Here is a 24,934-nt window from a genome sequence, read left to right on the forward strand (position 1 = left end):
CAATGACGTCTGCCGATACACCACCGCGCGAATCCGGTGCGGGCGATCCGCCCTCGATTCTGTCGAAGGCGTTCGACCTGCTGCGCGCATTCAACCCGTATGCCCGGGTCATGAACCTGAGCGAACTGGCGCGTGCCTCCGGGTTGCCGAAGTCGACGGTTCACCGCTTGCTGGCGCGGCTCGTCGAACTCGGCGTGGTGGAGCACCATCGCGGTGGGTACAAGATCGGTTTGGACATGCTGCAGCTGTGTGCGTCCACACCCGCCGGCTATATGCGAGATCTGGCCATGCCGTATCTGACGAAACTGCATCGCTGGTGCGGGCACACCGTGCATATGGCGGTGCTGCGGCAGTACGACGTGGTCTATCTCGAAAAGCTGTCGGTATCGGAGTCGCCGACGTCGATCACCTCGGTCGGCGCGCGGCTTCCGGCGCATTGCACCGCGCTGGGTAAAGCGCTGCTGGCGCATGAGAATCTCGACGATCTGCGCGACTTTCTGCCGCGTCCGCTGCCGGCGTTGACGCCGAGGTCGATCACCGCGGTGGAGGTGCTGATAGATGAACTGCGGCAGATTCGCGCCGACGGTGTGGCCCGGGAATGTGAGGAAGCCCAGCTGGGTCTGGCCTGCCTGGCCGCGCCGATCTGTATGAACGGTTTCGCTGTGGGCGCGATCTCGGTCGGTTTTCCCGTGGAGTTCGCCCCGCCCCCCAACCTGGCGGGTGCGTTGCGCGCGACCGCCGCGCAGATCGGCAGCGATGTCGATGCGGGGTTGGGGGGCGGGCGGGAGCGCTGGTTTCCCAGGGAGATCTGACCGCACCGAGGTGCGTAACCCAGCCGGGCCGCTTCAGCGGAAGACGGCGAAGGCCTTGTTGGAGTTGAAGATCTCGGTGACGACCAGATCCGACCAGTCCAGCCGCATATCCAGTTCGCAGACGGCGCCGAGCAGGCAGTACCAGTTGAGCATCTCGTGCTGGCCCGATTCGATGATCTGCCTGCTGGTGCGCGCGTTCCAGAGGTCGTAATCGCCCGCGCACATGCCCCGATAGAGCTCCTGGTCGGACTCCGTATCCGGGCGCAGATGCCAGCCCTTGTCGTGCAGGAACGCATGCGACCAACTCGATGAGGCGACCAGTGCGATCCGCTGGTCGCTCTGCCGCGCGAAACGCCCGACGGCGCGGCCGAATTCGAAGCAGCGAGCCGGTGTCGGCCCTGGCGGGTCGAGGTTCTCTCCGACGTTGATATCGGCGAAGCGCGCGATCCCGCCCTTGCGGGCGATGACATGTTCGCCGTAGCAATTCACCGCCATCGGCACGATCGGATAGGGGAATCGCACGCCGACCTCGTCGTAGTCGAGAAACAGCTGCGTGTTGCCGAATGCGTGCGGGAAGTGGATGCCGGTCCGCGGCTGATACGAATAGGCGACGTCGACACCGCTGCCGAGTACCGCGCTCGCCGCGGCCTTGGCGAATTCCGGCGCGCCGCGCATGACGAAAGACGTGTCGGACGGCAGCCCCCAGACATTGGGCACGCGCAGCATGTCGAGAACCCCGAAGGGATGCACCACCGTATCCGGATAGGCGAGCACACAGAAGGAGGGAATCACTTCTTCGCGGAAGTTCTCGTACTGGTCGTCGCCCCAGACGATGAGGACGTCCGGATCGAAATCATCGATCGCGGCCCGGCACCGTTCGAGGTCGGCGAGCAGATGGCGTCGATGGCCGGCGGCGGCCGCGGTGCCTCCATCCTCGCCCCATTCCCGGCGCGCGAGTTCGGACCAGGACGCCCGATCTTTCACCTCCGGCGGGATGTCCGGATCTTTCAGGGCACTTTTGAGCAGATCGGCCATATGCTCGTCCGTGCCCGCCAGCAGCGGATAGTGGGTCAGGCCCACACCTATTACTTCTGCCACTACCTCACCTCGGTTGTTTCGTCCGCCGGGACGCGGTCGCGGCGGTCTGCTCGTACTCATCGATGTGTTGTCTGCCGGTGATCGCCCGGCGGAACCCGCCCAGCAGCCGGGGGTTGTCCACGACAAGCGCCCCGACGAGGACGCCGTCGGTATCGGCGTATCCGGCGACCAGATCGCCGGATATCAGGTCGCCGCGCAGGATCCGGGCAGTGCCCAGGGCGGGACGCCCGATGATCTGGATGCGGTTGCCATACTGGTCGGACCAGACGTAGGGCAGGGTGGCGCGAGGCAGCGGTTCGCCGAGGATCGCCGCGGCCACGATCGAGGCGTGGTCGTTGGCGTTGGTCCAGTGCTCGATGCGCAGCGCCTCGCCATAGAACGGGTGCCGGCGGCGAGCGATATCACCGACCGCGTAGATGTCGGGAAAGCCTGGCACACAGAGGGATTCGTCGCAGCAGATCCCGTCCTCGACCGGCAGTCCGGACGTCGTGAGCCAGTCGGTGGCCGGCCGCGCACCGATGCCCACCACGACGAAGTCGGCCGCGAGTTCGGTCCCATCGGTGAGCCGCACCGCCTGCACCCGAGGTGAGCCGATGAATTCGGCGAACCCGGTTCCGAACCGGAGATCGACGCCGTGGGACGCGTGGAGCTGGGCCATGGCGCGCCCGATGTCGGGCCCGAATTGCTGTGCGTGCGGTGTCGACTGCGCTTCCACAAGGGTTACCTCCACCCCGTGGGCTCGCGCCGCGGAGGCGACCTCGGCGCCGATGAAGCCGGCACCGATGATCACGCCCCGCCTGCCGGGCACCAATTCCCGGCGCAGGGCGACCGCGTCGTCGGCGGTCCGCAGGGTGTGGACATTGTCACGTGATTCGGCGCCGGGCAGACTCCGCGGCCGCACGCCGGTGGCGATGATCAAGGTGTCGTAACCGATCTCCGCGCCCGCTGCGGTCGCCACCGTCCGGCGCACGGGGTCCAGGCCGGTCGCGCGCACGCCCAGCCGCAGTTCGACATCGAGAGTGTCGATATCGGCCGGTGTCAGCAGCGGTGGCGGCACGACATCCGCGGATCCATCGAGCATCTCCTTCGAGAGCGGCGGTTTGTCGTAGGGAAGATGCCGTTCCTCGCCGATGACCGTGATCGCGCCGCGATACCCACGGGCGCGCAATGCTTGCACGGTTCGTACTCCGGCGACCGAGGCGCCGACTACCACGATTCGCATGTTTTCCTCGTCGTGCTCGAGTTCAGGACAGGATGTAGACGTTTCCGTCCGCGACCTCCACCTCGAAGGTCGCCAGGGCGACGGTGGCGGGGAAGCACAGCGGCCGGCCGTCCCGAATGTCGAAGCGGGCCATATGAAGTGGGCAGACCACCTCGTTACCCTCGAGATCGCTGTCCTCGCCGAGGGACCAGTCCTCATGAGTGCAGGTGTCGGCGGTGGCGTAGAAGTCGCCGTCGTCGTTGCGGAACAGGGCTATCGGGACATCGCCCGCGACAGTCATCGATTCGCCCCTGTCCAGGTGGTCCACCGTGCAGACGAATCGCCGCTCGGTCGTCCGGGTGCTTTCCATATGCGCCTCACAGACATGTCTTTCGGCCGCCTGGCTGCGACCTGATCGTCGACCGAAGTCTGGGGCGTCGTCGGGAATGTGCCCAGGGGCGGTTTCACTCGCTGGAAACCTCGCCCTTCCGGCGTCGCTTCGGTTCCGTCGATCGGAACCGGCTCGTGCGTTTCCGCCTCGATGGGTGCACGGTTCTTCGATATCCGTGTCCGGGAGACCGAAGGAGTTCTGTGGTGTCTGAGTACGTGATCGATGACCGGGAGATGCCCAGGTTCCGCGTCGATCGGCGGGTGATGGTCGATCCCGAAGTCTTCGCCAAGGAGCGGGACCGCATATTCGAACGCAGCTGGCTGTATGTGGGCCACGAGTCGGAACTGAGCAAGAAGAACGACTTCACGACGCGGACGGTCGCGGGACGTCCTCTGCTCTTCGCCCGCGACAACAAGGGGGAAATCCGGGTCTGGATCAATTCGTGCCCGCACCGCGGTGCGATGCTGTGCCGCGAGCGGCGGGGCAATGCCCGCTTCCTCACCTGCTTCTATCACGGCTGGAGCTTCAGCACGGCCGGAAATATGGTCTCGATGCCCGGTGACGATTCCTACGGCGAGGATTTCCAGAGGCCCGATCTCGCCGCACCCCCCAAAGTCGATTCCTACCGCGGCTTCGTCTTCGTCAGCTTCGATCCCGGCATCATCGACCTGCGAACCTATCTCGGCGCCGCGGCTGAATACCTCGACCTGGTCTGCGATCAATCCGAACAGGGGATGCGGGTGCTGGCGGGAACCCACGAGTATTCGGTGAAGGCGAACTGGAAGTTGCTGGTGGAGAACAGCATCGACGGCTACCACGCGGTCTCGACACATCAGCGCTACTTCGAGATGGTGCTCGCTGCCCGTGGTGAGCTCGATCCGAACGCCCTCGGCGAATCCCGGGGGGTCGACCTGGGCAACGGTCATGCCGTCATGGCTGGTGCGCCCACCACCGAGGGGCTTTTCGGGCGGCCGCTCTCGGATGCGGGCGCCGCGGAGCGTGCCGCTCGATTCGACCGGTTGAGGGAACTATATGGGGACGGCTGGGTGGACCGAATGCGCGGCAACCGCAATATGGTCATTTTCCCGAACCTGGTCGTGATCGATCTGGTGATGGGTGTGCTGGTCCGCAAGATCGATCCGATCAGCCCGGACTACATGGAGGTCACCGCCTGGGAATTGGCGCCGCCGGAGGAAGGTGACGAACTGCGCAAGCAGCGTCTGGACAACTTCCTGACCTTCTGGGGGCCGGGCGGGCTGGCCTCGCCGGACGACGTCGAAGCGCTCGAAACCTGTCAGGTCGGATACGGCGCCCGTAAGGAACTCGGATTTTCCGACATCTCGCGCGGGATGAACAAGCGGGTCAATTCCAGTACCGACGAATTGCAGATGCGGGCGTGGTGGCGCCGGTGGAACGAGCTGATTACCGGCGAGGTGTTGCCCCCGGAGGAGCAGGATCCGCTCGGCGAGGCATTCCGGGCGCCCAGGCGTACCCCGGAAAACGCCGCATCGGCGTTGTGAAACGAGAGGCGGCCGAGGGAATTTCCTCCGGCCGCCTCTTATCACTACCGATTCACTCTCGGGCGCAAGACCCTACGTGTGGTCCTACTCGATACCGTTTTCCAGTCGGCGCCGTTGCCAGCGGCGGGCGCGAGCTGTCGGTCGCGGGGCCACCCGGGCGTCGAGCCATTCGACCGTGCGCTGCCAGCTGTCGTAGTACGCCGCGTAGCCGGGTCCATCGTCACCGCACCGATAGAAGTCCCGTCCCACGCCCGGATAGGAGACGACCTCGGTGTAGATCTGCGACCGCGAGGCGAGTCGTGACGCCAGTGCCCGACGATCATCGGCGCTCACGCTCGGATCGGCGTCCCCGAACAAGCCGAGCCACGGCGTACGCACCACGTCGTCGAAGTCGAGCAGACCCGGCCCGTCGGCAGCGGGGCTGATACTGACCGCCGCGGCGAGTTCGCGCTGCGCCGCGGCCTCGAACACCGCCGAACCGCCGTGACCCACACCGACCAGCCCGATCTGCTCGTCGATCCAGTCACGGTCGTCGGCTCGGGCCATCAGCACATCCAGGTCCGAAGCATCGACGCTCCCGGCCTCGACCGCGAGCGATTCGTACCCGTGTTCGGCGAGCCGGTTCATCAGTCCGGGGCCGTCGCGGTTCAACGTACCTCGCTCGCAGATCAGCACTACCAGGCCGCGCGGCGTGCCACCGAGTGAAATCTCCAGTGCGGGCATCGGTTTCGTGGCTCCGAACAGGGGCGACGTGGCGGGCTGAATCAACACCGGCTCGTTCATGGGGTCCTCAGATAGGGTGCGGTGTCCACGGCCAGTACTTCGCCGTCGCGCCGCCGTCCACGGTGATATTCGTACCGGTGACCATCGAGCTCTCGTCGGAGGCGAGGTAGACCACGGCGCCGACGTAATCATCCGGGGTGGGCAGTCTCGACAGCGGCAGCTGGCCGGTGAAGTCCATCCGGTATTCGCCTGGGGCGCTGAGCAATTCGTCGAGTTGTTCGCGCGCGGCGGGATGGTTCGGCGCGGTCGCGGTCGGGGTGAAGCCGTTGACCCGAATCCCGTGCGGCGCGAGTTCCATGGCCGTCGAACGGGTGAAGTTGATCAGACCGCTCTTCCCGGTGGAGTAGCCGATATTGCCGGGCTGGCCCTGCCACGCGGCGGTCGACAACACGAGGATGATGCTGCCCGCGGTTTTCGTCTCGATCATCGATTTCGCGACGGCCCTGGTGAACAGAAACGAGCCGCCCAGGATGACGTCGAGTTGACGGCGGAAATCCGCATACCCCATCGTCAGCAAGCCCTGCTGGTGGAAGAACACGGCGTTGCCGACCAGGATGTCGACCTTTCCCCAGCGTTCGACGGCAGCGGCCACCGCCGCGTCGGCGTGGTCCGGATCGGTCACATCACCGGCGATGGCCGCGGCGTCGCCGCCCGCCGCGACGATCTCGGCCGCACAGCCTTCGGCGACCTCGGCCGCGAGATCGGTGCACAGCACCCGAGCCCCCTGCGCGGCCAGCCCGCGCGCGAGCGTCCCGCCGATGTTCGGGCTGGTCCCGGTGACGATGGCCACCTTTCCCTGCAAGCGATTCACAGGATGATGCTCACTTTCCCATGGGGCCGCAGGGCGTCGAGGTCGAGCACGCAGCGGCGGATCCGGAACAGGAATCCGTCGCCGGCCGGTTCGACCACGTGCTCGTAATGGCCGACATAGGTATCGAGCGCGCCGGACCGCACCCGGTGGACCGTGAAATTGGCCGCGATGCTCAGCTCGTCTCCGTCGCGGCCGGTCACCCGCACATTCGAAATCGTGCGCCGGGTGCGCGAATGCGGGTACTCGGCATGCGCGGCGCGCCGCATGAGCGAATTGACCCGCTGTTCGAGCAGGAACCGATCGTCCTGCACCAGAAACAGGTCCCGGTTCGGATCACCGTCCGGTTTGTCGGTGGCCGGAACCAGATAGCGGCCGTCGGGGGCGAACAACTCGAGCCATTCGGGCAGCCGCCACGAATCCAGCAGCGCCGCTTCGTAATACAGGAATTGCTCGACTCGGTGGCAGAGCGTCATCGACTCGGTAGCCGATGACGCCGCGGGGACATCAACCACGGCGGTTCTCCTCAGATCGGATATTTCCCCACTGTGGCGATGGGCGCGCCGGTTTGCCAGCGGTTGTTCCGGGCCTCGGAACCGGCTTCACGCAAAACGTTGACTGTTCGGTCTGACCATACATATAGTAGGACAAATATGTGACGGCGGTCACGGCGGGCGAGGCGTTCTGAGCTCGATCGAAGGTCGTCGCCGGTCCGACCGACGAGTGTGGAGTGAATATGCGTGTGGCTCGTGTCATCGCCACTGTGGCCGCGGGGCTCGGAATGCTCTGGGTGACCACTTCGCCGGGTTCGGCCGACGAACCGGGGGCCGGGTTCCCCGCGGTGGCGGCGCACGAGTTCACCGTCGCCCAGGACGAGTTGGCCGCCGCAGTCCAGTGCGACTCCGGTGCCCAGTCCGGGCGGCCGACTGTGCTGCTGATTCCCGGCACCGGTGGCACGCCCGACGAGATCTGGTCCTGGAATTATGAAAAGGCGCTTCCCGCAGCGGGTTACGGGTGGTGCACGGTCGCGCTACCGGATGGGGCGCTGGGCGATTTCGCGATCTCGGCCGAGTACGCGGCCTATGCGGCGCTGCAGGCTCATCGGGTCTCCGGCCGGCCGATCGGCATCGTGGGGCACAGCCAGGGCGGTGCGATGGCGGCGTGGATCGCGAAATTCTGGCCGGAGGTCGCCGCCGTTACCTCCGACGTGATCCCGATCGCCGGGCCGCTGGGTGGCAGTGCGGTGGCAGACAGTCTGTGCGCGGGCGGCGCGTGTGCGCCGATCGCCTGGCAAATGGGCACTCGCTCGCATGTGACGCGGGCCTTCGCCAATGCTCCCGTGCCCGACGGACCTGCGTTCACCTCCATCCAGACCATGCAGGACGAACTTGTGTTGCCGCAGCCACAGGCCGGTTCGATGCGCGGTGGACCGACGATCATGGTTCAGCAGGTGTGCCCCGGCCATCTGGCCGATCACGGCATGCTGGTCTTCGATCCGGTGGCCTACGCCCTGGTCCTGGACGCGCTCGGCCATCCCGGCCCCGCCGATCCGAGCCGGGTGGACCGTGGGGTGTGCGCGCAGGCGACACTGCCCGGATTCGACCCGGCGGGCTACACGAAGTTCACCAATACGGTGTCGGCCTTGATGTTCGGACTGCTCGATACCAGGAATTGGGTTCCCGCCGAGAAGCCGCTGCCGGCGTATGCGGCGCCCTACGACCGCTGACCGATATCGGTTGTCGGTCAGACGTTTTCATCCCGGTCGCGTGCGCGGCTGCCAGGAATACCGAGCCGAGTGCTCGGCTCGAGAGGAGTGCACATGTCTCAGCAGCCCACCCGTGTCGCTTTTCCCAGCAGCGGCGGGCTGACCGTCGCCGCCTATCGCTGGGACCCGCAGGGGACCCCTCGGGCGATCGCCCAGATCGTGCACGGCGTGGGTGAGCACGCGTTGCGCTACACGCCGTTGGCCGAGGTGCTGGCCGCCCGCGGCTTCGTCGTCTACGCGCACGATCATCGCGGCCACGGCGCGACGCTGCTCGACGGTCAGGAACCCGGAGTCATCGGCGCCGACGGCTGGACCGAGCTGGTGGCCGACGTCGGCCGGATGGGGCGCAACGCCCGTGACGCGAATCCGGGACTGAAGTTGGTGCTCATCGCGCACAGCCTCGGCTCGTTCGCCACCCAGCAATTCCTGCCCGAGCACAGCGCCGAGGTCGATGCGGTGGCGCTGTCGGGCACCGCCGCGCTGGACCTGCTCCCGCTGGATCTCGACGCACCGGTCGACCTGTCGATGTTCAACGCGGGAATTCCCTCGCCGCGAACGGAATTCGATTGGATCAGCCGCGACGAGGCGCAGGTGGACGCCTATCTCGCCGATCCGCTGTGCGGGTTCGGGCTCGATATCGCGGGAATGAAGGGCATGGTCGGCGGGGCGGTGGCGGTCGCCGCCGCGGAACGCGTCGCCTCGATCCGCTCGGATCTGCCGCTGTATATCGCGGTGGGCGACAAGGATCCGGTGAACGGCGAACTCGCATTGGTGAACGCCTTGGGGCAGCGATACGAGCAGGCCGGTCTGACCGACATCACGCTGAAGGTGTGGTACGGCGCTCGCCACGAGATCTTCAACGAGATCAACCGCGACGAGGTCTTCGCCGATCTGCTGGCCTGGATCGATCGGAAGCTGGTGTGAGCGCAATGGATGTCGATGTCACCACGTTGCACGGCCGCCGAGCCGAGTTCGCCGACCGGGTCTCGGAGGTGTTCGATCGGGCCGGCCTGCGCGCGGGCGTCACCATCCCAATCGGTGGTCCGGTGCCGCAGGGCAGTCGCGCATTCGCCGAATGGATCGCCGATCGACCGACGAGGTCGATCTGAGACTCCACATTCCTGCCGATCCTCTACCACTGCGGCCACAATGCGACCGTGCTGCCCGCGATGTTGTCGGGCGGGACCATGGTGCTCGGACGCGGGCCCGATCCGGTCGCGCTGGCGGAGGCGGTCACCGCGCCGGGGCACCCATCGGGAAAGCCCCGGCGCGAAGCAGCTTTCAGTTGGACGCCGAGTGCGCGGTGCCGATGTGGCGGGCGCGCATGCCCGTCATAACCGGGCTGATTCGGACAACATCGCCAGTTGTCGGTGCGTGAACCATTCGGCCGTTGCCGAGGTAGATGGCCACGTGCCCAGGATTGTCCCCGTCCGCTTCGAAATTTCCGAAGAGCAGATCACCGGGAACTGCCTGTGACAAGGGAATTTCGGTGCCGACGTGCCACTGGTTCTGAGAGGTTCGCGGCAATGTCACCGCGCCGCTGGTCGCGGCGTGCACAGCGAAAGAGGTCAGTCCTGAGCAATCGAAACCTCCAGAGGACGGGCCGGTGCTGTCGCCTCCGCCCCACACATAAGGCAGTCCCAAATATTTCAATGCCTGCGCGATGATTCGTCGGCCGAGGTCTTCCGGAGGTCGATGATCAGCGGCAGGCAAGTTGTAGTCGTTCGCCGACAACCACTCGAATTGCTTGCGAGCGGACAGGATTCGCGCGACGTACGGTTTCGTCTCGAGCTCGTAGGCGGGGCTGCCGCTGGGCATTCCGCCGGACCGCAGAACAGCTCCGGCACCCGCGTTGTACGCGGCGAGGGTGAGCGCGAGGGTGTCGCCGGAGACTACGCCCGCGTGTTTCCAGCCCTCGATCTGCTGGTAGGTGTCGCAGAGCAGATGACCCGAGGCCATCACCGAATCCCCGACGTCGAAGATGTCGGGGACCCCGTCACCGTGCACGTCCCGGCCGTATTTCGCCCACGTGGCGGGCATGAATTGCCCGGGGCCCATGGCCCCGGCGGGGGAGATCGGAGCACTCGGTCCGTAACGAAACCCGTTCTCGGCCTGATACAACGCTGCCAGCGTAGGCGCCTGAATACCCGAGCACAGGGCGCCGGCCTGCCGGAACCACGGGACGAAGACGGCGATGTCACCGGTGAAGGGCGCGGGGACCGCCGCGGCCGGGCTCACCGGGACGATCGCGAAACTCTCTGGGGCGGTGGAGTATCGAGGTGTCGAATCGACGTCGGCTCGCGGAGGTGATTGCACTGTCGCCTCGCCGTCGTGGCCGGGCTGTGTCGCCGTTCCGGGGACTACGTCGCCGTCCCCGATATCAGGTTTCGCGGGCAGCAGGTTTGCCACCCGTTCGGACGCGTCATCGACAGTTTGCCGCGCCGCCTGCTGGGCAGGCTCAGGAAGGCGGGCGATCGCGTTGTCCATTTGCACCGTGAGGGATTTGGCCGCCTCGCCCGTGGATTCGACCGCCGCGTGGGCGGAGTTCGCGGCCGGGCCCGGCAATCCGGAGTTGTCGACCGCGCCGGTCGCGACCGAGACGATGGTGGAAATCACGGTGATCGGGTCCGACATCGTGAGCCGCCCTTCTACATTCGTTTCCGCAACAATTCGGCGATATGCCGACAATTGATCCCCTCAGGAAACGATTCTGGTGCGGCTCCGCCGTCGTGACATCCCCCTGACGGGTGGTGACAGGGGCAGTTCGAGGGATTGTGGAAGACAGCCGGCTATTCGATGGTTAGGGCGTTTTTCCGGCCCGGCGCTGCTCCTCGAGATACAGCGAAATGGCTTCCGATCGGTTGACCGCGCCGAGTTTGCGCAGTACCTGCTTGACGTGCGACTTGACGGTTTCCACGGTGATCACCAATTGTTCGGCGATCTCGTTGTTCGACGCGCCGTCGACGATCAGGCCCAGCACCTCGGCCTCACGGGGTGTCAGCAATTCGTGTACTGCCGCTCGTAGCGGCTGTGCGGCGCTGCCCGGACGTATCGAGGCTCCGTCGAGTCCGAGGTCCACGTCCAGACCGGCGAACGAGTCGGTCTCGGTGGCCAGCTGCCGCACGGCGGCGAGGATGTTCTGCCGCTGTCGTTGCATCCGATCGGATCGCACCTCACGCTCGTGAATCACCGCGAACGTCGCGGCGACGATATCGAGCAGCTGGATATCGGTTCGGTCGACGGCCCAGGGCAGCTCCCGGGCGGCGTGGAGCAGCGCACAGACCTCACCACCGACGATCACCGGCGCCACCACATACCGCGTGGCGCCCACTATCTCGGCTATGTGGTCGCGGCGGTGTCCGGGAGCGCCGGCGTCGACCAGTACCGACCGGCGCTGCGCGATGCAATCCCTCTCTGCCGCAGTGGGTTTCCGGTGCCGGGTGCCGTCGGGTAGTGGTGATTCGGCATGCGGATGCGCATAGCGCAGGATACAATCGGTACCGTCGACCACCGAGTAGCTCGCGCGCCGGAATTCCAGCGTGCCGGTGAGTTCCGAGCAGGTCTGGCGAATCAGCGCTTCGACCGAGGCGGCACTACGCATGCGGGTGACCACTCGTGCGAGTGCCGGTATCCGCCGCGACCGTGTCTGCAGGATGAGCTCCTGAACCTGGGCCTGGGCGTCGAGGACTGCCGCGATCAAGCTCGCGCGCGCGATATCGGCGCTCGAATCCGGTTCCGGCCGAGCCGACAGCGCGACGTCGATTGTCTTCTCGGACATGACGATCGCCGCGTCCAGCGTCGGCACATCCGGCTGCTGCCCCAGGCGCAGGGTCCGGCGCAACTCGCCGTCCAGCGCCAGGAGGGTGTCCAGTACCCGGTGTGCCGAGCCGGCATTCATTGTGCGATTCCGCACGGTTCCTGCGTCATACGGGCATAGGCCGCGACCGCGGCCGCGCGACTCGAGGTTCCGAGCTTCTTCGAGATCTGCTTCAGGTGCGACTTGACGGTCGCCTCGGAAACCGTGAGGTTACGGGCGATCTGCATATTCGTGGCACCGGTTGCCAAGTGAGTGAGGACCTCGCGCTCCCGGAAGGTCAGCGACGCGGTGCCCGTGGGTGCCGGATGCGGCCGCCGTGCCGGCCGGGGCGCGGCGGCGGGCGGCAAGGGTGAGGTCCACGCGAAGGTGTCGTCGGAACTGTCGAACATGGCCACCACCTCGGCATAGGTGTCGGCGGCACGTTTGAACTGTTTGGCCATGTGGTCGGCCAGGCACGCACTCTCGAACACCGTCGACAGACATTCGGCGAACGCGCCGAGCAATTCGAGTCCGTCGTCGGACAGACTGTTCGGATCGTCGGGACGGTCCGCGTGCAGCATCCCGATGGTTCTGCCCCGCACCGTAATCGGGGCCGCGACATAGGCGCGGGTCTGGGCGGCGTCGACGATCTGCTTGTATGTCCGCTTGTCCGAGGCCGGGTCGGGGACCAGAGCGACGGTTCGCCGCCGGACCAGCAGTTCCGTCTCGAGTGGTGCGTCCGACAGGGGAATTCGCGCACCGTCCACGAACTGCTCGAACGCGACGGACTCGGCGGTGCGCTCTTCGATGTGCAGGTGCTGGGGCAGCCAGACCGAACCACTGATTGTCGAGACCATCGCCCGGCCCAACGACAGGTCGCGGCACATCTGCGCGGGCACCGTGTCGATCAGCTGCCGAGGCGACAATCCGGCCAGCGCGCCGATGCTGTCACGGATCTCGGAGAGCGAGGACAGTTGTTGCGCCAGAGCGGTTTCCAGCTCGGCATGGTGTAACCGGTACAGCGTCGACAGCACTTCGCAGGCCTCGGTGCGACGAGGGGAGCTGGTTTCGCTGCTGGTGATCAGGTCCAGCAGGCGCGTGCGCAGGGAGGTGAGCGGTGCGTCGGGTGGGGCCGAGGCACCGACAGCGGATTCCGCTCCGATGAGATCGTTCGCGTGCTGGAATACATCCCTCATCGCTTCGGCGAACGGTCCGTCCACGGCCGAAGTCCAAGATGCAGTTGGAACCACAGAGGCCTCCTTGCGCACCCCTCGGGTCGGCGATGACCCTATAACCACTGAATGGTTAGACCATAAAACAACCCAGCTGTGACGTCAAACACACGTGCTGTTCACATTTGCTGGGCGGAATCCGACCCGATGCACGGATTCTCCCCCTGAAGGGGGAGCGGCGGGGGGTATTCGAGTGATTTACCGTCTGAACTGCGGTTTTTCCCACTGTGTGCTTCCTAACATCGGTCCGAACATCGACATCGTCAGGGAGTAGGACATGGAAATCAAGGCCGCTGTGCTGGGTGGGGTAGGCGAAAAATTCAGCGTCGAGACAGTCGAACTCGGTGCCCCCGCTGCCGACGAGGTGGTCGTCGAGATCGTCGGCGTCGGCATCTGTCATACCGATCTCGCCATCCGGGAAGGCCACCTGCCGTTCCCGCTTCCCGGTGTTGTCGGACACGAAGGCAGCGGAACCGTGGTCGCGGTCGGCGCGGAAGTCAGCTCGGTCGCTGTCGGCGATGCGGTCGCCGTCAGTTTCAACAGCTGCGGTTCCTGCGCGCAGTGCGACCGCGGAGCGCCGGCCTACTGCGTGAACTTCATGGCATACAACTTCGGCGGCGTGCGGCCGGACGGTTCCTCCGCGTTGGCGCAAGACGGAAAGACGTTGGGTTCCAACTTCTTCGGCCAGTCCTCGCTGGCGACGCACGCGGTGGCGCATGAGCGCAATGTGGTGAAGTTGCCGGCCGACGCCCCCGTGGAGATCGTCGGACCGCTCGGCTGCGGGATCCAGACCGGTGCGGGCGCGGTCATGAATTCACTCGACGTGCAGGCCGGTTCCTCGCTGGTGGTGGCAGGCGGCGGGGCTGTGGGCCTGTCGGCCGTGCTCGCGGCGGTGGTGCGGGAAGCCCGCGTCATCATCGTCGTCGAACCCCATGAAAGCCGGCGCGAGCTCGCTCTCGATCTCGGTGCCACCCACGCGATCGATCCGAGCGCCGGCCCGGTGGCGGAGCAGGTCCGCGCCATCGTGCCCGAAGGCGCCGACTATGCGATCGACACGACCGCGATCCCGGACGTGCTGGTGCAGTTGGTGTTGTCACTGGGCGCTCGAGGCGCCTTGGGGCTGATCGGCGTGCCCTCCAACCCGGAGGCAGCGCTACCGGTCCCACTCATCCCGCTCTTGATTCAGGGCCTCTCGGTCCGCGGCATCACCGAGGGCGATGCCGATCCGCACACCTTCATTCCGCAGCTGCTCGACCTGCACCGCCAGGGCAGGTTCCCGTTCGAGAAGCTGATCACCACCATGCCGCTGGCGCAGATCAACGAGGCGGTCGAAGCGCAGCATCGCGGCGAGGCCGTCAAGGTCGTCCTGACCACCCGTTGATCCGAAATATCAAAGCGCGCAAAGGATTACATCATGACTATTGAACGCGATCGTTTCTACGTCGGCGGTACGTGGCGCACCCCGGCGTCGTCGGGGAAGATCTCGGTGATCTCGCCCAACACCGAGCAGGTGATCGGCCAGGTTCCCGACGGCGCACCCAGCGATATCGACGCCGCCATCGCCGCGGCACGGGCGGCATTCGATGATCCCCGTGGATGGTCGCATTGGGCGCCGGCGCAGCGGGCCGACGCCATGGATCGCCTGGCCGACGCCCTCGACAAGCGCGTACCGGACATGGTCCAGGCAGTCAGTTCGCAGAACGGCATGCCGGTCGCGGTGTCGGAGAAGTTGGAGGCGGTATTCCCGCAGCTGCTGCTGCGCTACTACGCGGGCATGCTGCGGGAGGCATCGTTCGAGGAGACCCGCCCCGGGCTGCTCGGCGGATCGACCCTCGTGGGCCGCGCCCCGATCGGTGTCGTGGGCGCCATCGTCCCGTGGAATTTCCCGCAGGCGCTGGCCGCGTTCAAATACGCGCCCGGATTGGCCGCCGGATGCACCTTCGTCATCAAGCCGTCACCGGAGACCGTTTTCGACAGTTATGTGCTTGCGGAGGCGGTCGAGGAGGCGGGCATCCCGGCGGGCGTGATCAATATCGTGCCGGGCGGCCGGGAAGTCGGTGCCTACCTGGTGGAGCACCCGGATATCGACAAGGTGGCGTTCACCGGTTCGACGGCTGCGGGGCGCAGTATCGCCGAGGCTTGCGGGCGGCTACTGCGGCCGGTGACCCTGGAGCTCGGTGGAAAGTCGGCCGCGATCATCCTCGACGACGCGAACCTGGATCTGGCCGCGGTCGGTGAGCAACTGTTCGGCGCCACCCTGCTCAACAACGGGCAGACCTGCTTCCTGGGCACCCGGGTGCTCGCACCGAAATCGCGGTATCAGGAAATCGTCGACGTATTCACCGCTTTGGCGGGTTCGCTGCAGGTCGGCGATTCACTCGACCCGCAGACTCAGATCGGGCCGATGGCGAGCGCCCGGCAACGCGAACGCGTGGAGTCCTACATCGCGAAGGGCATCGGCGACGGGGCACGCGTGACCGTCGGTGGTGGCCGGCCCGAGGGGCTCGATCGCGGCTGGTTCGTGCAGCCCACGATCTTCGCCGATGTGGACAATCGCTCGGCGATCGCCCAGGAGGAGATCTTCGGCCCGGTGCTGTCGCTGATCCCCTACGAGGGCGACGACGACGCGATCCGGATCGCGAACGACAGTGCCTACGGGCTGGGTGGCAGCGTCTGGACCGGCGATCACGACCGCGGCGTCGAAGTCGCGCGACGCGTGAAGTCCGGCACCATCGGCATCAACAACTATCTGCCCGATCCGACCGCGCCTTTCGGCGGCGTGAAGGCCAGTGGGCTCGGACGCGAACTCGGTCCCGAGGCGCTGTCCGCCTATCTGGAAACGAAGTCGATCTATCTCTGATCGACACGGTGTGCTCGGTCCCTCGAGGGCCGAGTTCCGGGTCGATCGAAGTCACGCGTGTGAGCCGGGGTGGTGGACGTCGGTCGTTCGACGACGATCCACCACCCGGCCGTGCTCGGCCTCGGTCGGTTGCCGCGTTCGATCGCCCGCCTATCCGATACGTGAGGAAGAAATGGCCGTAATAGATGGCCGTGCACCTTCGCGCGGCAGAAACAAATTCGCCGCCGAAGTGCTGCGCTTTATGAAGGGCGGTGCCACCGCGCTCGGCGAATTCTATGCCACCGCCTGGGAAACATTCCGGTGTATGTTCCAGCGGCCGGTGCAGTGGCGCGAATTCATTCATCAGGCGTGGTTCATCTGCCGGATCTCGATCGCGCCATCGATATTGATGGCGATTCCGTTCTGCGCGATGATCATTTTCGAGATCAATCTCATTCTGGATCAGATCGGCGGCATCGACCTCAGCGGCAGTGGCGCCGGTGTCGGCGTGATCCGGGAAATGGGCCCCATGACGACGGTACTGGTCGTCGCGGGCGCCGGCGCGACTGCGATCTGCGCGGACCTGGGCTCGCGGAAGATCCGCGAGGAGCTTGACGCTATCGAGGTGCTGGGCATCGATCCCATTGCGCGACTGGTGGTTCCACGCGTCGCGGCGGCCGCGGTGGTGGCTGTGTTCCTGAACGGCGTGGTCACCGCGGTCGGCATCACCGGAGGTTACGTCGTCAGCGTCTACGTCCAGGGCGCCACGCCCGGACAGTTCGTGAACAGCCTGTCGCTGCTGACCGGTCTCGGCGACTTCGTCGTCGGCGAGATCAAGGCCGGTGTTTTCGGCCTGCTGGCCGGCCTGGTCGGTTGTCACCTCGGAATGCGGGCGAAGGGCGGATCCAAAGGTGTCGGCGAGGCAGTCAACCAAACCGTTGTCGTGAGTTTCGTCCTGCTCTTCCTCACGAATTCGATCATCACGACTATTTCCCTGCAGGCGTAGGAGGCTCGGGTGGCAACCAAAATTGCCGGTGTCGCGAACGCACCGGTCGACAGTCTCGCCGATCTCGGCGGGCAACTGAAGTTCTACGGGCGCAGCATCTCCTACGCCCCCCATACATTCCGGCAATACCGGGGCGAAGTGCTGAAACTCATTGCCGCGGTGAGTATGGGGACTGGCGCGCTGGCGCGGGTCGGCGGCACGATGGTCATTCTCGGGTTCATGGCGATGGCCGGCGCGTACGAGGTCGGTCAGCAGGGCGATACGTCGCTGGGCCGGATCGGCATCGGGGCGCTTTCCGGATTCGTCTCCGCATTCTTCAACACCCGCGAAGCGGTACCGCTGATGACCGCGTTCACCCTGATCGCCACCGTCGGCGCCGGATTCACCGCCGAACTGGGCGCGATGCGGGTCAGTGAGGAAATCGACGCACTGGAAGTGATGTCGGTGCCGCCGATTTCGTTCCTGGTGACCACGCGACTGATCGCCGGTGTCATCGCAGTGATCCCGCTGTACGCGATCGCGCTGATCATGGGATATTTCTCCACCCGCGCCGTAACCCTCGTCTTCACCGACCAGACCAGCGGAACCTACGACCACTACTTCAAGGAATTCCTGATTCCGGCGGATGTCTGGTGGTCGCTGTTCAAGGTCATCGTCATGGCGATCGTGGTCATGTGCGTCACCTGCTACTACGGATTTCACGCCTCGGGCGGTCCGGCCGGCGTCGGCGTCGCCGTGGGTCGGGCGGTCCGGACCTCGCTGATCGCGGTGATGGTGATCGACCTGTTGGTGGGCATCGCAGTATTCGGCGGTCCCAGTTCCGGCGCGCACATTTCGGGGTGACGACGATATGACGAACACACCCAACCGATCCCGCGTGCACGACGCCGGCGTCGGTGTCGCGATGATCGCCCTCCTGCTGGCACTGACGGCATTGGCGGTCGCGGTGTACAAGGACGCGTTCACCTCCACGGCGAAGGTGTCCATCCGAACCGGCAGGACCGGCTTGATGATGGACGTCGGCTCCCAGGTGGAAATGAGCGGCAAGGTAGTCGGTCGCGTGACCGCAGTGTCCTTTCACGACAGCAGTGCCACCATCGACATGGCGGTCCGGTCGGACCAACTGAAATGGATACCCGCGAACGTGGGTGCCGATCTCAGCACCTCGACATTGTTCGGCCGCAAATACGTTTCCCTGGTCCGTCCCACCGATCCGTCGCCGAAACGGCTGGCCGACGGCGCGGTCATCGATGCGCGGCAGGTGACCGTCGAATTCCAGGACGTCCTCGGCAAACTGATGGGTGTTCTGCAACAGGTCGACCCCGCACAGGTCGACACCGTGCTGACGCAGAGCGCGACCGCGGTGCGTAGTCGCGGAGGCGGACTCGGCGAGAGCCTGCAAACCCTGTCGGCGTACCTGCGTGAATTCAACGGCACCATGCCGACATTGCAGCGCGACATTCCCAAACTGGCCGACAATGCCGACACCCTGTCCGGACTGGCGCCCGACCTGCTCGCGGTCTTGGACAACGCGAGCGTGACCGGGCAGACACTGACCGACAAGCAGTCGATGCTGGCGGCATTCCTGATGAGTTTCACCGGACTGGGCAATGTCGGAACCACCTTCTTCGATGCCGCCGGCAGGCCGTTGCCCGGAGCCGTCGACGCGCTCGATCCGGTGACCGGCGTGCTGGCCGACTACTCGCCGGAGTACCAGTGCCTGCTGTCGGGGCTCGTGCAGTCCGACGCCTATTTGAAGCGCACGCTGGGCGGTGCCCGGCCGGGCCTCAACATTCTGGGAACGGTCCCCATGGGCGACCCGCCCTATACGCAACAGAATTTGCCACATATCGGTGGGGTGTCGAATCCGCCGAGTTGCTACGGATCCCATGACGGAGTGACGGGGGCCGATCCGGGCCACACCGATTTCGACGACGGCAGCCGAGCCTATGAGACCCCCGCCCATCCTTCTCCCTCGGCCGCGAATATCGCCGAACTACTGCTTGGACGGACGAAATGACCATACGTGGACCACTGATCAAGCTTCTCGTATTCGTCGTCGTCACGACCCTCGCCGGTTTTCTCGTCGCCTCCACCGTCGGCAATATCCGATTCACTCCGGCGACCTCGTACAGCGCCGTATTCACGGACGCGTCGGGTCTGAAGGTGGGCGACGATGTGAAGGTGGCCGGAATCCCGGTAGGGAAGGTCCATTCGGTCGAATTGACCGGACCGCGGGAAGCGCTGGTGAAATTCGACGTGGATTCCCAGCGGCCGCTGACCACCGCGACGAAGCTGCAGATCCGGTACAAGAACCTCATCTCCGACCGCTATCTGGAGCTGACCGACAGTTCACCGTCGGCGCCGGCGCTGGCGGCCGGTGCCGTGATCCCCGTGAGCCGGACCGGCGCGGGACTGCAAATGGATCAGCTGGTCAACGGATTCCGCCCCCTGCTACAAGGATTGGATCCCGATGCCGCCAACCGGCTGACCGCCTCGCTGGTCGAGGTCATCAACGGCCGGTCGGACAAGATCGCCGATATCGTGCGGCAGGTCGCGACGCTGAGCGGCACGCTCGCCGATAAGGACCGGGCGATCGGGGCGATCATCACCAACCTCGGCGCGGTGATGAACACCGCCGACCAACGCGGGCAGGATCTGTCCGCCGCGGTGACCAATCTGCAGAAGTTGGTCAGCGGTCTTAACGAGGACCAGGCGACGGTCACCGGCGCGGTGGACCAGCTCGACGGTGCGACTTCCACACTCAGCAGCGTTCTCGCCGAAGCGCGCGCGCCGCTGGCCGCCGATATCACACAACTGGGGCGTACGGCGGCCAATCTCAACGCTGAGACCGACAGTTTGAACGCGTTGCTCAGCGGACTGCCGCACGCGTACCAAAAGATCTCTCGTGCAAGCAGTTACGGCAACTTCGTGAACTTCTTCGTATGTGGTTTGGCCATCCGGTACCCCGGTCCGCAAGGGGGCGCCGATACGCCGATGGTCGTAGCCCCGGCAGACAGGTGCAAATAATGGGTCGGATCGCGGAGCGGGCACTGAAATGGAAATGGCGCGGACGGTTGCCGATGCGGGAACGCAATCGCGTGCGCGTGGGCGTCGTCGGCACACTGCTGGTGGTCATCGTGCTCGCGGTCGTCTTCGAGTACCGGTCCATTCCAGGCGTCAGTGACAATTCGAACTATCGCGCCGAGTTCGCCGATGCCAGCGGTTTGGCGGTCAAGGACGACGTGCAGGTCGCCGGCGTGGTGGTCGGCCGGGTGAAGAGCGTCGAGCTGTCGGGTGACCGGGTGGAAGTCGAATTCACCGCCGATACCCATGGTGTGCGGCTCGGCGCCGACACCCGGGCGGTGATCCGGGTCGGCACGCTGCTGGGCAAGCGCTATATCGAACTCGCCCCCGAGGGACCGGGAACCCTCGCGGGTGGAGCGACTATTCCGTTGCAGCGCACCACATCCGGCTACGACATCTCCCGGTCGCTCGCGGAGGTGTCCGATACGGTGGCGAAGACCGACACGACGCGCCTCAGCGATGCGTTGAATCAGGCCGGCGCGTTGTTGAAGACGGTGTCGCCCGACCTGGAATCGTCATTGACCGGCATAACCCGGCTGTCGAACACGGTCGCGAGCCGTGACCAGGCGATCGACGATCTGCTGGCTCATGCCAACGGCGTCAGCGGAATTCTCTCGCAGCGAAACGAACAGTTCGCACTCCTGCTGGCCGACGGCCGATCCCTGTTCGGTGCGCTGAACACCCGGGCGGACGAAATCCACCGGGTTCTGGTGCAGGCGAAAAGCGTCTTCGACGAACTGAGTGCGCTCGCCCAGGAGAACACCGCGAGTATCGGGCCCACACTGACCGAATTAAGCACGACAGTGGAGACCTTGAACAAGAACTACAAGAACGTCAGTGATTCGATCTCCGGCCTGCGGACGTTCGTGACCCAGCTCAGTGACGTCGTCGCCAGTGGCCCCTTCTTCAATGTGCTGCTGGACAACATCACCCCGGCGACGTTGAACAATCCACAGCCCAGCAATTCCGGAGGCCCGCGATGAAACGGATTCCTCGATTCGCGGTGATCGCGGTGGGCGTGGTGGCGGTCGTCGCGGTGGCCGTATCGGTCCTGGCGGCCGCCCATCCCTCCAAAAAGCATGTGGTGGCCTACTTCCGCAGCACCACCGGGCTCTACCCCGGCGACTCCGTCGATGTGCTGGGGGTGAAGATCGGGACGGTGGACAAGGTCGTCCCCGCCGGTGACCGGGTCCGGGTCGAGATGTCGGTGGACGCCGATCGGCGCGTGCCGGCCGACGCGAAGGCCGCCATCATCGCCCCGACGCTCGTCTCGGGCAGATACGTCCAATTCGCGCCCGCCTATACCCACGGGCCCACCCTCGCGGACGGCGCGGTCATCCCGCTTGAGCGCACCGCCGTGCCGGTCTCCTTCGACGAGGAGAAGAAGCAGGTCGACGAGCTGCTTGAGGCACTCGGGCCGAACGGTCACAACGGAAATGGGCCGCTGGCGGATGCGGTCAGCGCAGCCGCGGGCACGGTGGACGGCCGCGGCACCACCATCAACAACACCTTGGCCGCACTGTCGGCGGCTGCGGTCGCGCTGGACAAGGGCAGCCCGGATCTGTTCGGGACGTTGCGCAATCTGCAGAGTTTCGTCTCCGCGCTGGCGGCCAACGACAAACAGATCGTCGGATTCGCCGGGCAGCTGTCGTCGGTGTCGCAATTGCTCTCCGACAACCGCACCGAGCTGAACGCACTGCTGAACAGCCTGGCCACCCAAATGGGGCAGATCCAGGAGTTCGTGAAGAACAACCGCGGCCAGCTCGTGAGCGATGTGTCGTCATTGCAGCACATCACCCAGCTGCTGGTGGACAAGGAGGATGACCTCGCCCAGATTCTGCACAGCGCACCGACGGCACTGGGCGACTTCTACAACATCTACGACCCGCAGACCGCGTCGCTGACGGGCGGCCTGGCGCTGCCGGGCATTCCGGATGGCCGCTCGCTGCTGTGTGTGTTCGCCACCACGGTGGATGCCCCGCCGGACATGTGCCGGACGGCGACCCAGTCGCTGGCGGGCCAGCTGGCCGGTGCGGTAGCGGGGACCCGATCACCTTCGGCGCCGGCGCCGACCGACCTGCAGGGGCTGCTGGCTCCGCTGACGGGGGGTACTCGATGAGACGCGTCAGGAAGAAGAAGGCTCTGTCGGTGTCGCTCGGTCTCTTGGCGACGACGACGGTGCTGGCGGGCTGCGGACGTTTCGACGGCGTCAATTCCCTGCCGTTGCCGGGGAATGCGTCGAAGGGCAGCGGCTTCGACATCACCGTCGACATGCCGAATGTGCAGAACCTGGTGAACAATTCGGTGGTCAAATCCGGCAATGTCGATGTCGGCACCGTGTCGTCGATCCGACTGGACGGGTGGCATGCGCGGCTGACCGTTCAATTGAACGATTCCGCGGCGTTGCCCGCGAATGTGTCGGCCACGCTCGGCCAGACCAGCATTCTGGGTGCCCAGTACCTGGAATTGTCGGTCCCCTCGGGACAGCAGCCCGCGACGCGCTCCTTGCGGGCGGGCGATGTCATCGGATTGGAGCGAAGCGGCGAGTACCCCTCCACCGATCGGGTGCTGTCCGCATTGTCGGGGGTGCTCAATGGTGGTGGGCTCGAACAGATCCGGACCATCGTCGCCGAGGCTGATTCCGTGCTCGACGGCCGCGAGAACAACCTGCGCGACCTGATCGACAATCTGGACACCTTCGTCACGAGTCTGAACAACCAGCGGGACGATATCGTCCGGGCGATCGAGTCGGTGGACAAGTTGTCGGGCACGCTCGGCGCCCAGACCGCGACCATCGACAAGGGGCTCGCGACCTTGGCGCCCGCATTCGGAGTGCTCGACAAGCAGCAACGGCAGCTGACCGACACACTGGCCAGCCTCGGGCGGTTCGGACAGGTCGCCAACGAGGTGCTGACGGCCAGTCACACCGGATTGGTCGACGATCTGACCAATCTGCGGCCGGTCCTGACCGAATTGGCGGCCGCGGGAGCCAACCTGCCGAAGGCGCTCGACCTGGCCGCCACGATTCCGTTCCCGGTATCGACGATCGATCGTGCGATCCGTGGCGACTTCATCAACCTGTACCTGACGCTCGACCTGAGCGCCAACGGCGTGCTGAACAAGATCCTGCCCAGCATGCCGAAGGGCCTGCTGGAAAGCGTGGTGGCCATCGGTCATGTGGTGGATCCGATGATCGCGCCGACCCAGGCGCCCCCGCCCGCAGACGCCGCACCGCCGGCAGTCGGAGTGCCGCCGCAACCCCCGGCGTTACCGGCACTTCCGTCGTTGCCCGGGTTGCCGGGGTTGTTCGCGCCGCCCGCCCCCGCCGCCGGAGGACACTGATGCACAAAACACGCCTGGTCAAACTGCAATTGACGGTGTTCGCCATCGTCGCGGCGGTGAGCTTGGTCTACGTGGGAATCAATTACTGCGGAATCCAGAACGCCACCCGCATCGGCACCTACACCGTCACGGCGCATTTCGCCGACGGCGCCGGTCTCTACGACAACGCTCTGGTCACCTACCGCGGTTCCGACGTTGGAATTGTCCGCTCGATTTCGTTGAGCAACAAAGGGATCGCTGTACAACTGCAGTTGACGTCGAACAAGCGGATCCCGGCCGACACCCCCGCCGCGATCAAAAGCGTGTCCGCGGTCGGTGAACAATACGTCGACCTGACGCCGACCACCGAACACGGCCCGTACTTGCACGACGGCAGCGTTATTCCTCTGGAACACACCACGATTCCAACCTCCGCGGCTACGCTACTCGATCATGTGGACCGGCTCCTGCAGGCCGTGCCGCCCGAGGATCTGCGCCAGACCCTGGCTGAAGGCTCGCGAGCTCTCGACGCGCAAGGGTCGCCAGCCGGACGACTGATCGACTCCGCCGATTCGATCATCGCTCTGGCACAAAAGAATTGGGATCCGACCAAGAGGTTGATCCAGGATGCGGAACCGCTGCTCGACACCGGTAACGTGGTGTCCTCGGATCTGACATCCTCGGTGCACGACCTGGCCTCGTTCACGGCGCAACTGGCCGGCGACGACCCGAATGTGCGCACGGTTCTCGACCAGGGCAAGGGGTTCGCGGACACCGTCGGTTCGGCGCTGACCGACTTGACCGCGCCGCTGCCGAATCTGCTGGCGAATCTGCAGACGGTTGGTCAGGTGCTGCGGGTCAACGTCCCAGGGCTGCGACAGATCCTCGTTGTCTACCCGGCGATCACCGCGTCGTTCAACTACAGCGTGCAGCATCAGGGTCTGCAGCGGGACGGCGATCAGTTGAGCGCTCAGGCACCCCTGGACGTCAAGTTGCTGAACACGTTCGGGCCGGTGACCTGCACCCAGGGCTACGAGAGCACCCAGCGACGCGACCCGTCGGACACCAGCCCGGCACCGGCGAATCCTGATGCGACATGCATGCTGCCGCACAACGATCCCCAGGCGGTGCGCGGCTCCCGCAATATGCCGTGCGTCTCGAATCCCGCTGTGCGCACCACATATCAGGCCGACTGTCCCGGCGGCGCACCTTCGACCTGGCCCGGGATGCTGTCCCGCCCGGGCGGTGCCGCGGCCGCCGCGCCGGCAGGCCCGC

Annotated in this window: 24 protein-coding genes; 15 read left to right on the forward strand and 9 right to left on the reverse strand. The window is 65.6% G+C overall.

Going from position 1 to position 24,934, the window contains the following annotated elements; genetic code table 11:
• Positions 1–2: 2 nt before the first annotated feature.
• Entirely contained in the window at positions 3–812 is an 810-nt protein-coding gene (locus NN2_RS23750; RefSeq protein WP_063016049.1) for an IclR family transcriptional regulator, read from the forward strand.
• A gap of 33 nt (positions 813–845) precedes the next feature.
• Here NN2_RS23750 and NN2_RS23755 read toward each other — a convergent pair whose 3' ends face one another.
• Genes NN2_RS23755 through NN2_RS23765 form a run of 3 tightly spaced genes read right to left on the reverse strand, consistent with a single transcriptional unit; the run spans position 846 to position 3,481 of the window.
• A complete protein-coding gene (locus tag NN2_RS23755; protein WP_063016050.1) occupies positions 846–1,910 on the reverse strand; it encodes a DODA-type extradiol aromatic ring-opening family dioxygenase in 1,065 nt (354 codons plus the stop codon).
• 4 nt (positions 1,911–1,914) lie between these two features.
• Positions 1,915–3,132, reverse strand: a complete 1,218-nt coding sequence (locus NN2_RS23760; protein WP_063016051.1) for an NAD(P)/FAD-dependent oxidoreductase — start codon at positions 3,130–3,132, stop codon at positions 1,915–1,917.
• A 22-nt stretch (positions 3,133–3,154) separates the two neighbouring features.
• The gene (locus NN2_RS23765) at positions 3,155–3,481 is read right to left on the reverse strand and encodes a non-heme iron oxygenase ferredoxin subunit (protein ID WP_063016052.1); all 327 of its coding nucleotides are present in this window, start codon (positions 3,479–3,481) and stop codon (positions 3,155–3,157) included.
• Positions 3,482–3,705: 224 nt separating this feature from the next.
• Here NN2_RS23765 and NN2_RS23770 point away from each other — a divergent pair, with 224 nt between their 5' ends.
• A complete protein-coding gene (locus tag NN2_RS23770; protein WP_063016053.1) occupies positions 3,706–5,022 on the forward strand; it encodes an aromatic ring-hydroxylating oxygenase subunit alpha in 1,317 nt (438 codons plus the stop codon).
• 84 nt (positions 5,023–5,106) lie between these two features.
• On the opposite strand, the gene NN2_RS23775 is transcribed toward NN2_RS23770, so the two are convergent.
• Genes NN2_RS23775 through NN2_RS23785 form a run of 3 tightly spaced genes read right to left on the reverse strand, consistent with a single transcriptional unit; the run spans position 5,107 to position 7,128 of the window.
• Positions 5,107–5,805: a dienelactone hydrolase family protein gene (locus tag NN2_RS23775; RefSeq protein WP_063016054.1), complete on the reverse strand. Its 699-nt coding sequence runs from the start codon at positions 5,803–5,805 to the stop codon at positions 5,107–5,109.
• A gap of 7 nt (positions 5,806–5,812) precedes the next feature.
• On the reverse strand, positions 5,813–6,616 hold the full coding sequence (locus NN2_RS23780; RefSeq protein ID WP_063016055.1) for an SDR family NAD(P)-dependent oxidoreductase: 804 nt from the start codon (positions 6,614–6,616) through the stop codon (positions 5,813–5,815).
• Positions 6,613–7,128: an aromatic-ring-hydroxylating dioxygenase subunit beta gene (locus NN2_RS23785; protein ID WP_245658833.1), complete on the reverse strand. Its 516-nt coding sequence runs from the start codon at positions 7,126–7,128 to the stop codon at positions 6,613–6,615. The genes NN2_RS23780 and NN2_RS23785 overlap by 4 nt, the downstream gene beginning before the upstream one ends.
• A gap of 221 nt (positions 7,129–7,349) precedes the next feature.
• Here NN2_RS23785 and NN2_RS23790 point away from each other — a divergent pair, with 221 nt between their 5' ends.
• The 3 genes from NN2_RS23790 to NN2_RS23800 all read left to right on the forward strand — a co-directional run bounded on the left by NN2_RS23790 (position 7,350) and on the right by NN2_RS23800 (position 9,487).
• Positions 7,350–8,339: an esterase/lipase family protein gene (locus NN2_RS23790; protein ID WP_156511439.1), complete on the forward strand. Its 990-nt coding sequence runs from the start codon at positions 7,350–7,352 to the stop codon at positions 8,337–8,339.
• Positions 8,340–8,432: 93 nt separating this feature from the next.
• Positions 8,433–9,302, forward strand: a complete 870-nt coding sequence (locus tag NN2_RS23795; protein WP_063016058.1) for an alpha/beta hydrolase — start codon at positions 8,433–8,435, stop codon at positions 9,300–9,302.
• Positions 9,299–9,487 carry a hypothetical protein gene (locus tag NN2_RS23800; RefSeq protein WP_156511440.1) on the forward strand — a complete coding sequence of 63 codons (189 nt, stop codon included), beginning with the start codon at positions 9,299–9,301 and terminating at the stop codon, positions 9,485–9,487. The genes NN2_RS23795 and NN2_RS23800 overlap by 4 nt, the downstream gene beginning before the upstream one ends.
• 172 nt (positions 9,488–9,659) lie before the next feature.
• On the opposite strand, the gene NN2_RS23805 is transcribed toward NN2_RS23800, so the two are convergent.
• The 3 genes from NN2_RS23805 to NN2_RS23815 all read right to left on the reverse strand — a co-directional run bounded on the left by NN2_RS23805 (position 9,660) and on the right by NN2_RS23815 (position 13,394).
• Positions 9,660–11,012: a C40 family peptidase gene (locus NN2_RS23805; protein ID WP_063016060.1), complete on the reverse strand. Its 1,353-nt coding sequence runs from the start codon at positions 11,010–11,012 to the stop codon at positions 9,660–9,662.
• 166 nt (positions 11,013–11,178) lie between these two features.
• Positions 11,179–12,276 (reverse strand): LuxR C-terminal-related transcriptional regulator, encoded by a 1,098-nt coding sequence (locus NN2_RS23810; RefSeq protein ID WP_063016061.1) that lies wholly within the window; start codon positions 12,274–12,276, stop codon positions 11,179–11,181.
• Positions 12,273–13,394 (reverse strand): LuxR C-terminal-related transcriptional regulator, encoded by a 1,122-nt coding sequence (locus tag NN2_RS23815; RefSeq protein ID WP_063016062.1) that lies wholly within the window; start codon positions 13,392–13,394, stop codon positions 12,273–12,275. Before NN2_RS23815 ends, NN2_RS23810 begins: the two co-directional genes overlap by 4 nt.
• A 289-nt stretch (positions 13,395–13,683) precedes the next feature.
• Between NN2_RS23815 and NN2_RS23820 the strand changes: the two genes are divergently transcribed.
• The 10 genes from NN2_RS23820 to NN2_RS23865 form a co-directional block, all read left to right on the forward strand.
• On the forward strand, positions 13,684–14,787 hold the full coding sequence (locus tag NN2_RS23820; RefSeq protein WP_063016063.1) for an NAD(P)-dependent alcohol dehydrogenase: 1,104 nt from the start codon (positions 13,684–13,686) through the stop codon (positions 14,785–14,787).
• Between the two features lie 33 nt (positions 14,788–14,820).
• Positions 14,821–16,266 carry an aldehyde dehydrogenase gene (locus NN2_RS23825; RefSeq protein WP_063016064.1) on the forward strand — a complete coding sequence of 482 codons (1,446 nt, stop codon included), beginning with the start codon at positions 14,821–14,823 and terminating at the stop codon, positions 16,264–16,266.
• A gap of 241 nt (positions 16,267–16,507) precedes the next feature.
• On the forward strand, positions 16,508–17,251 hold the full coding sequence (locus NN2_RS23830) for an MlaE family ABC transporter permease (protein ID WP_156511442.1): 744 nt from the start codon (positions 16,508–16,510) through the stop codon (positions 17,249–17,251).
• 9 nt (positions 17,252–17,260) lie between these two features.
• Positions 17,261–18,094, forward strand: a complete 834-nt coding sequence (locus NN2_RS23835; protein WP_082857209.1) for an MlaE family ABC transporter permease — start codon at positions 17,261–17,263, stop codon at positions 18,092–18,094.
• A gap of 7 nt (positions 18,095–18,101) precedes the next feature.
• Positions 18,102–19,271, forward strand: a complete 1,170-nt coding sequence (locus NN2_RS23840; protein ID WP_063016066.1) for an MCE family protein — start codon at positions 18,102–18,104, stop codon at positions 19,269–19,271.
• On the forward strand, positions 19,268–20,281 hold the full coding sequence (locus tag NN2_RS23845; protein ID WP_063016067.1) for an MCE family protein: 1,014 nt from the start codon (positions 19,268–19,270) through the stop codon (positions 20,279–20,281). Before NN2_RS23840 ends, NN2_RS23845 begins: the two co-directional genes overlap by 4 nt.
• The gene (locus NN2_RS23850; RefSeq protein WP_245658834.1) at positions 20,281–21,321 is read left to right on the forward strand and encodes an MCE family protein; all 1,041 of its coding nucleotides are present in this window, start codon (positions 20,281–20,283) and stop codon (positions 21,319–21,321) included. The genes NN2_RS23845 and NN2_RS23850 overlap by 1 nt, the downstream gene beginning before the upstream one ends.
• A complete protein-coding gene (locus NN2_RS23855; RefSeq protein ID WP_063016068.1) occupies positions 21,318–22,457 on the forward strand; it encodes an MCE family protein in 1,140 nt (379 codons plus the stop codon). Before NN2_RS23850 ends, NN2_RS23855 begins: the two co-directional genes overlap by 4 nt.
• Positions 22,454–23,680, forward strand: coding sequence for an MCE family protein (locus NN2_RS23860; protein WP_063910856.1), 1,227 nt, complete (start codon positions 22,454–22,456; stop codon positions 23,678–23,680). Before NN2_RS23855 ends, NN2_RS23860 begins: the two co-directional genes overlap by 4 nt.
• Positions 23,680–24,934, forward strand: a 1,255-nt coding sequence (locus NN2_RS23865; RefSeq protein ID WP_063016069.1) for an MCE family protein, incomplete at its 3' end; no start/stop codon positions are given. The genes NN2_RS23860 and NN2_RS23865, both read left to right, overlap by 1 nt.

The organism is Nocardia nova NBRC 15556 (assembly GCF_001613005.1).
GTDB classification, from domain to species: Bacteria; Actinomycetota; Actinomycetes; order Mycobacteriales; family Mycobacteriaceae; genus Nocardia; species Nocardia nova.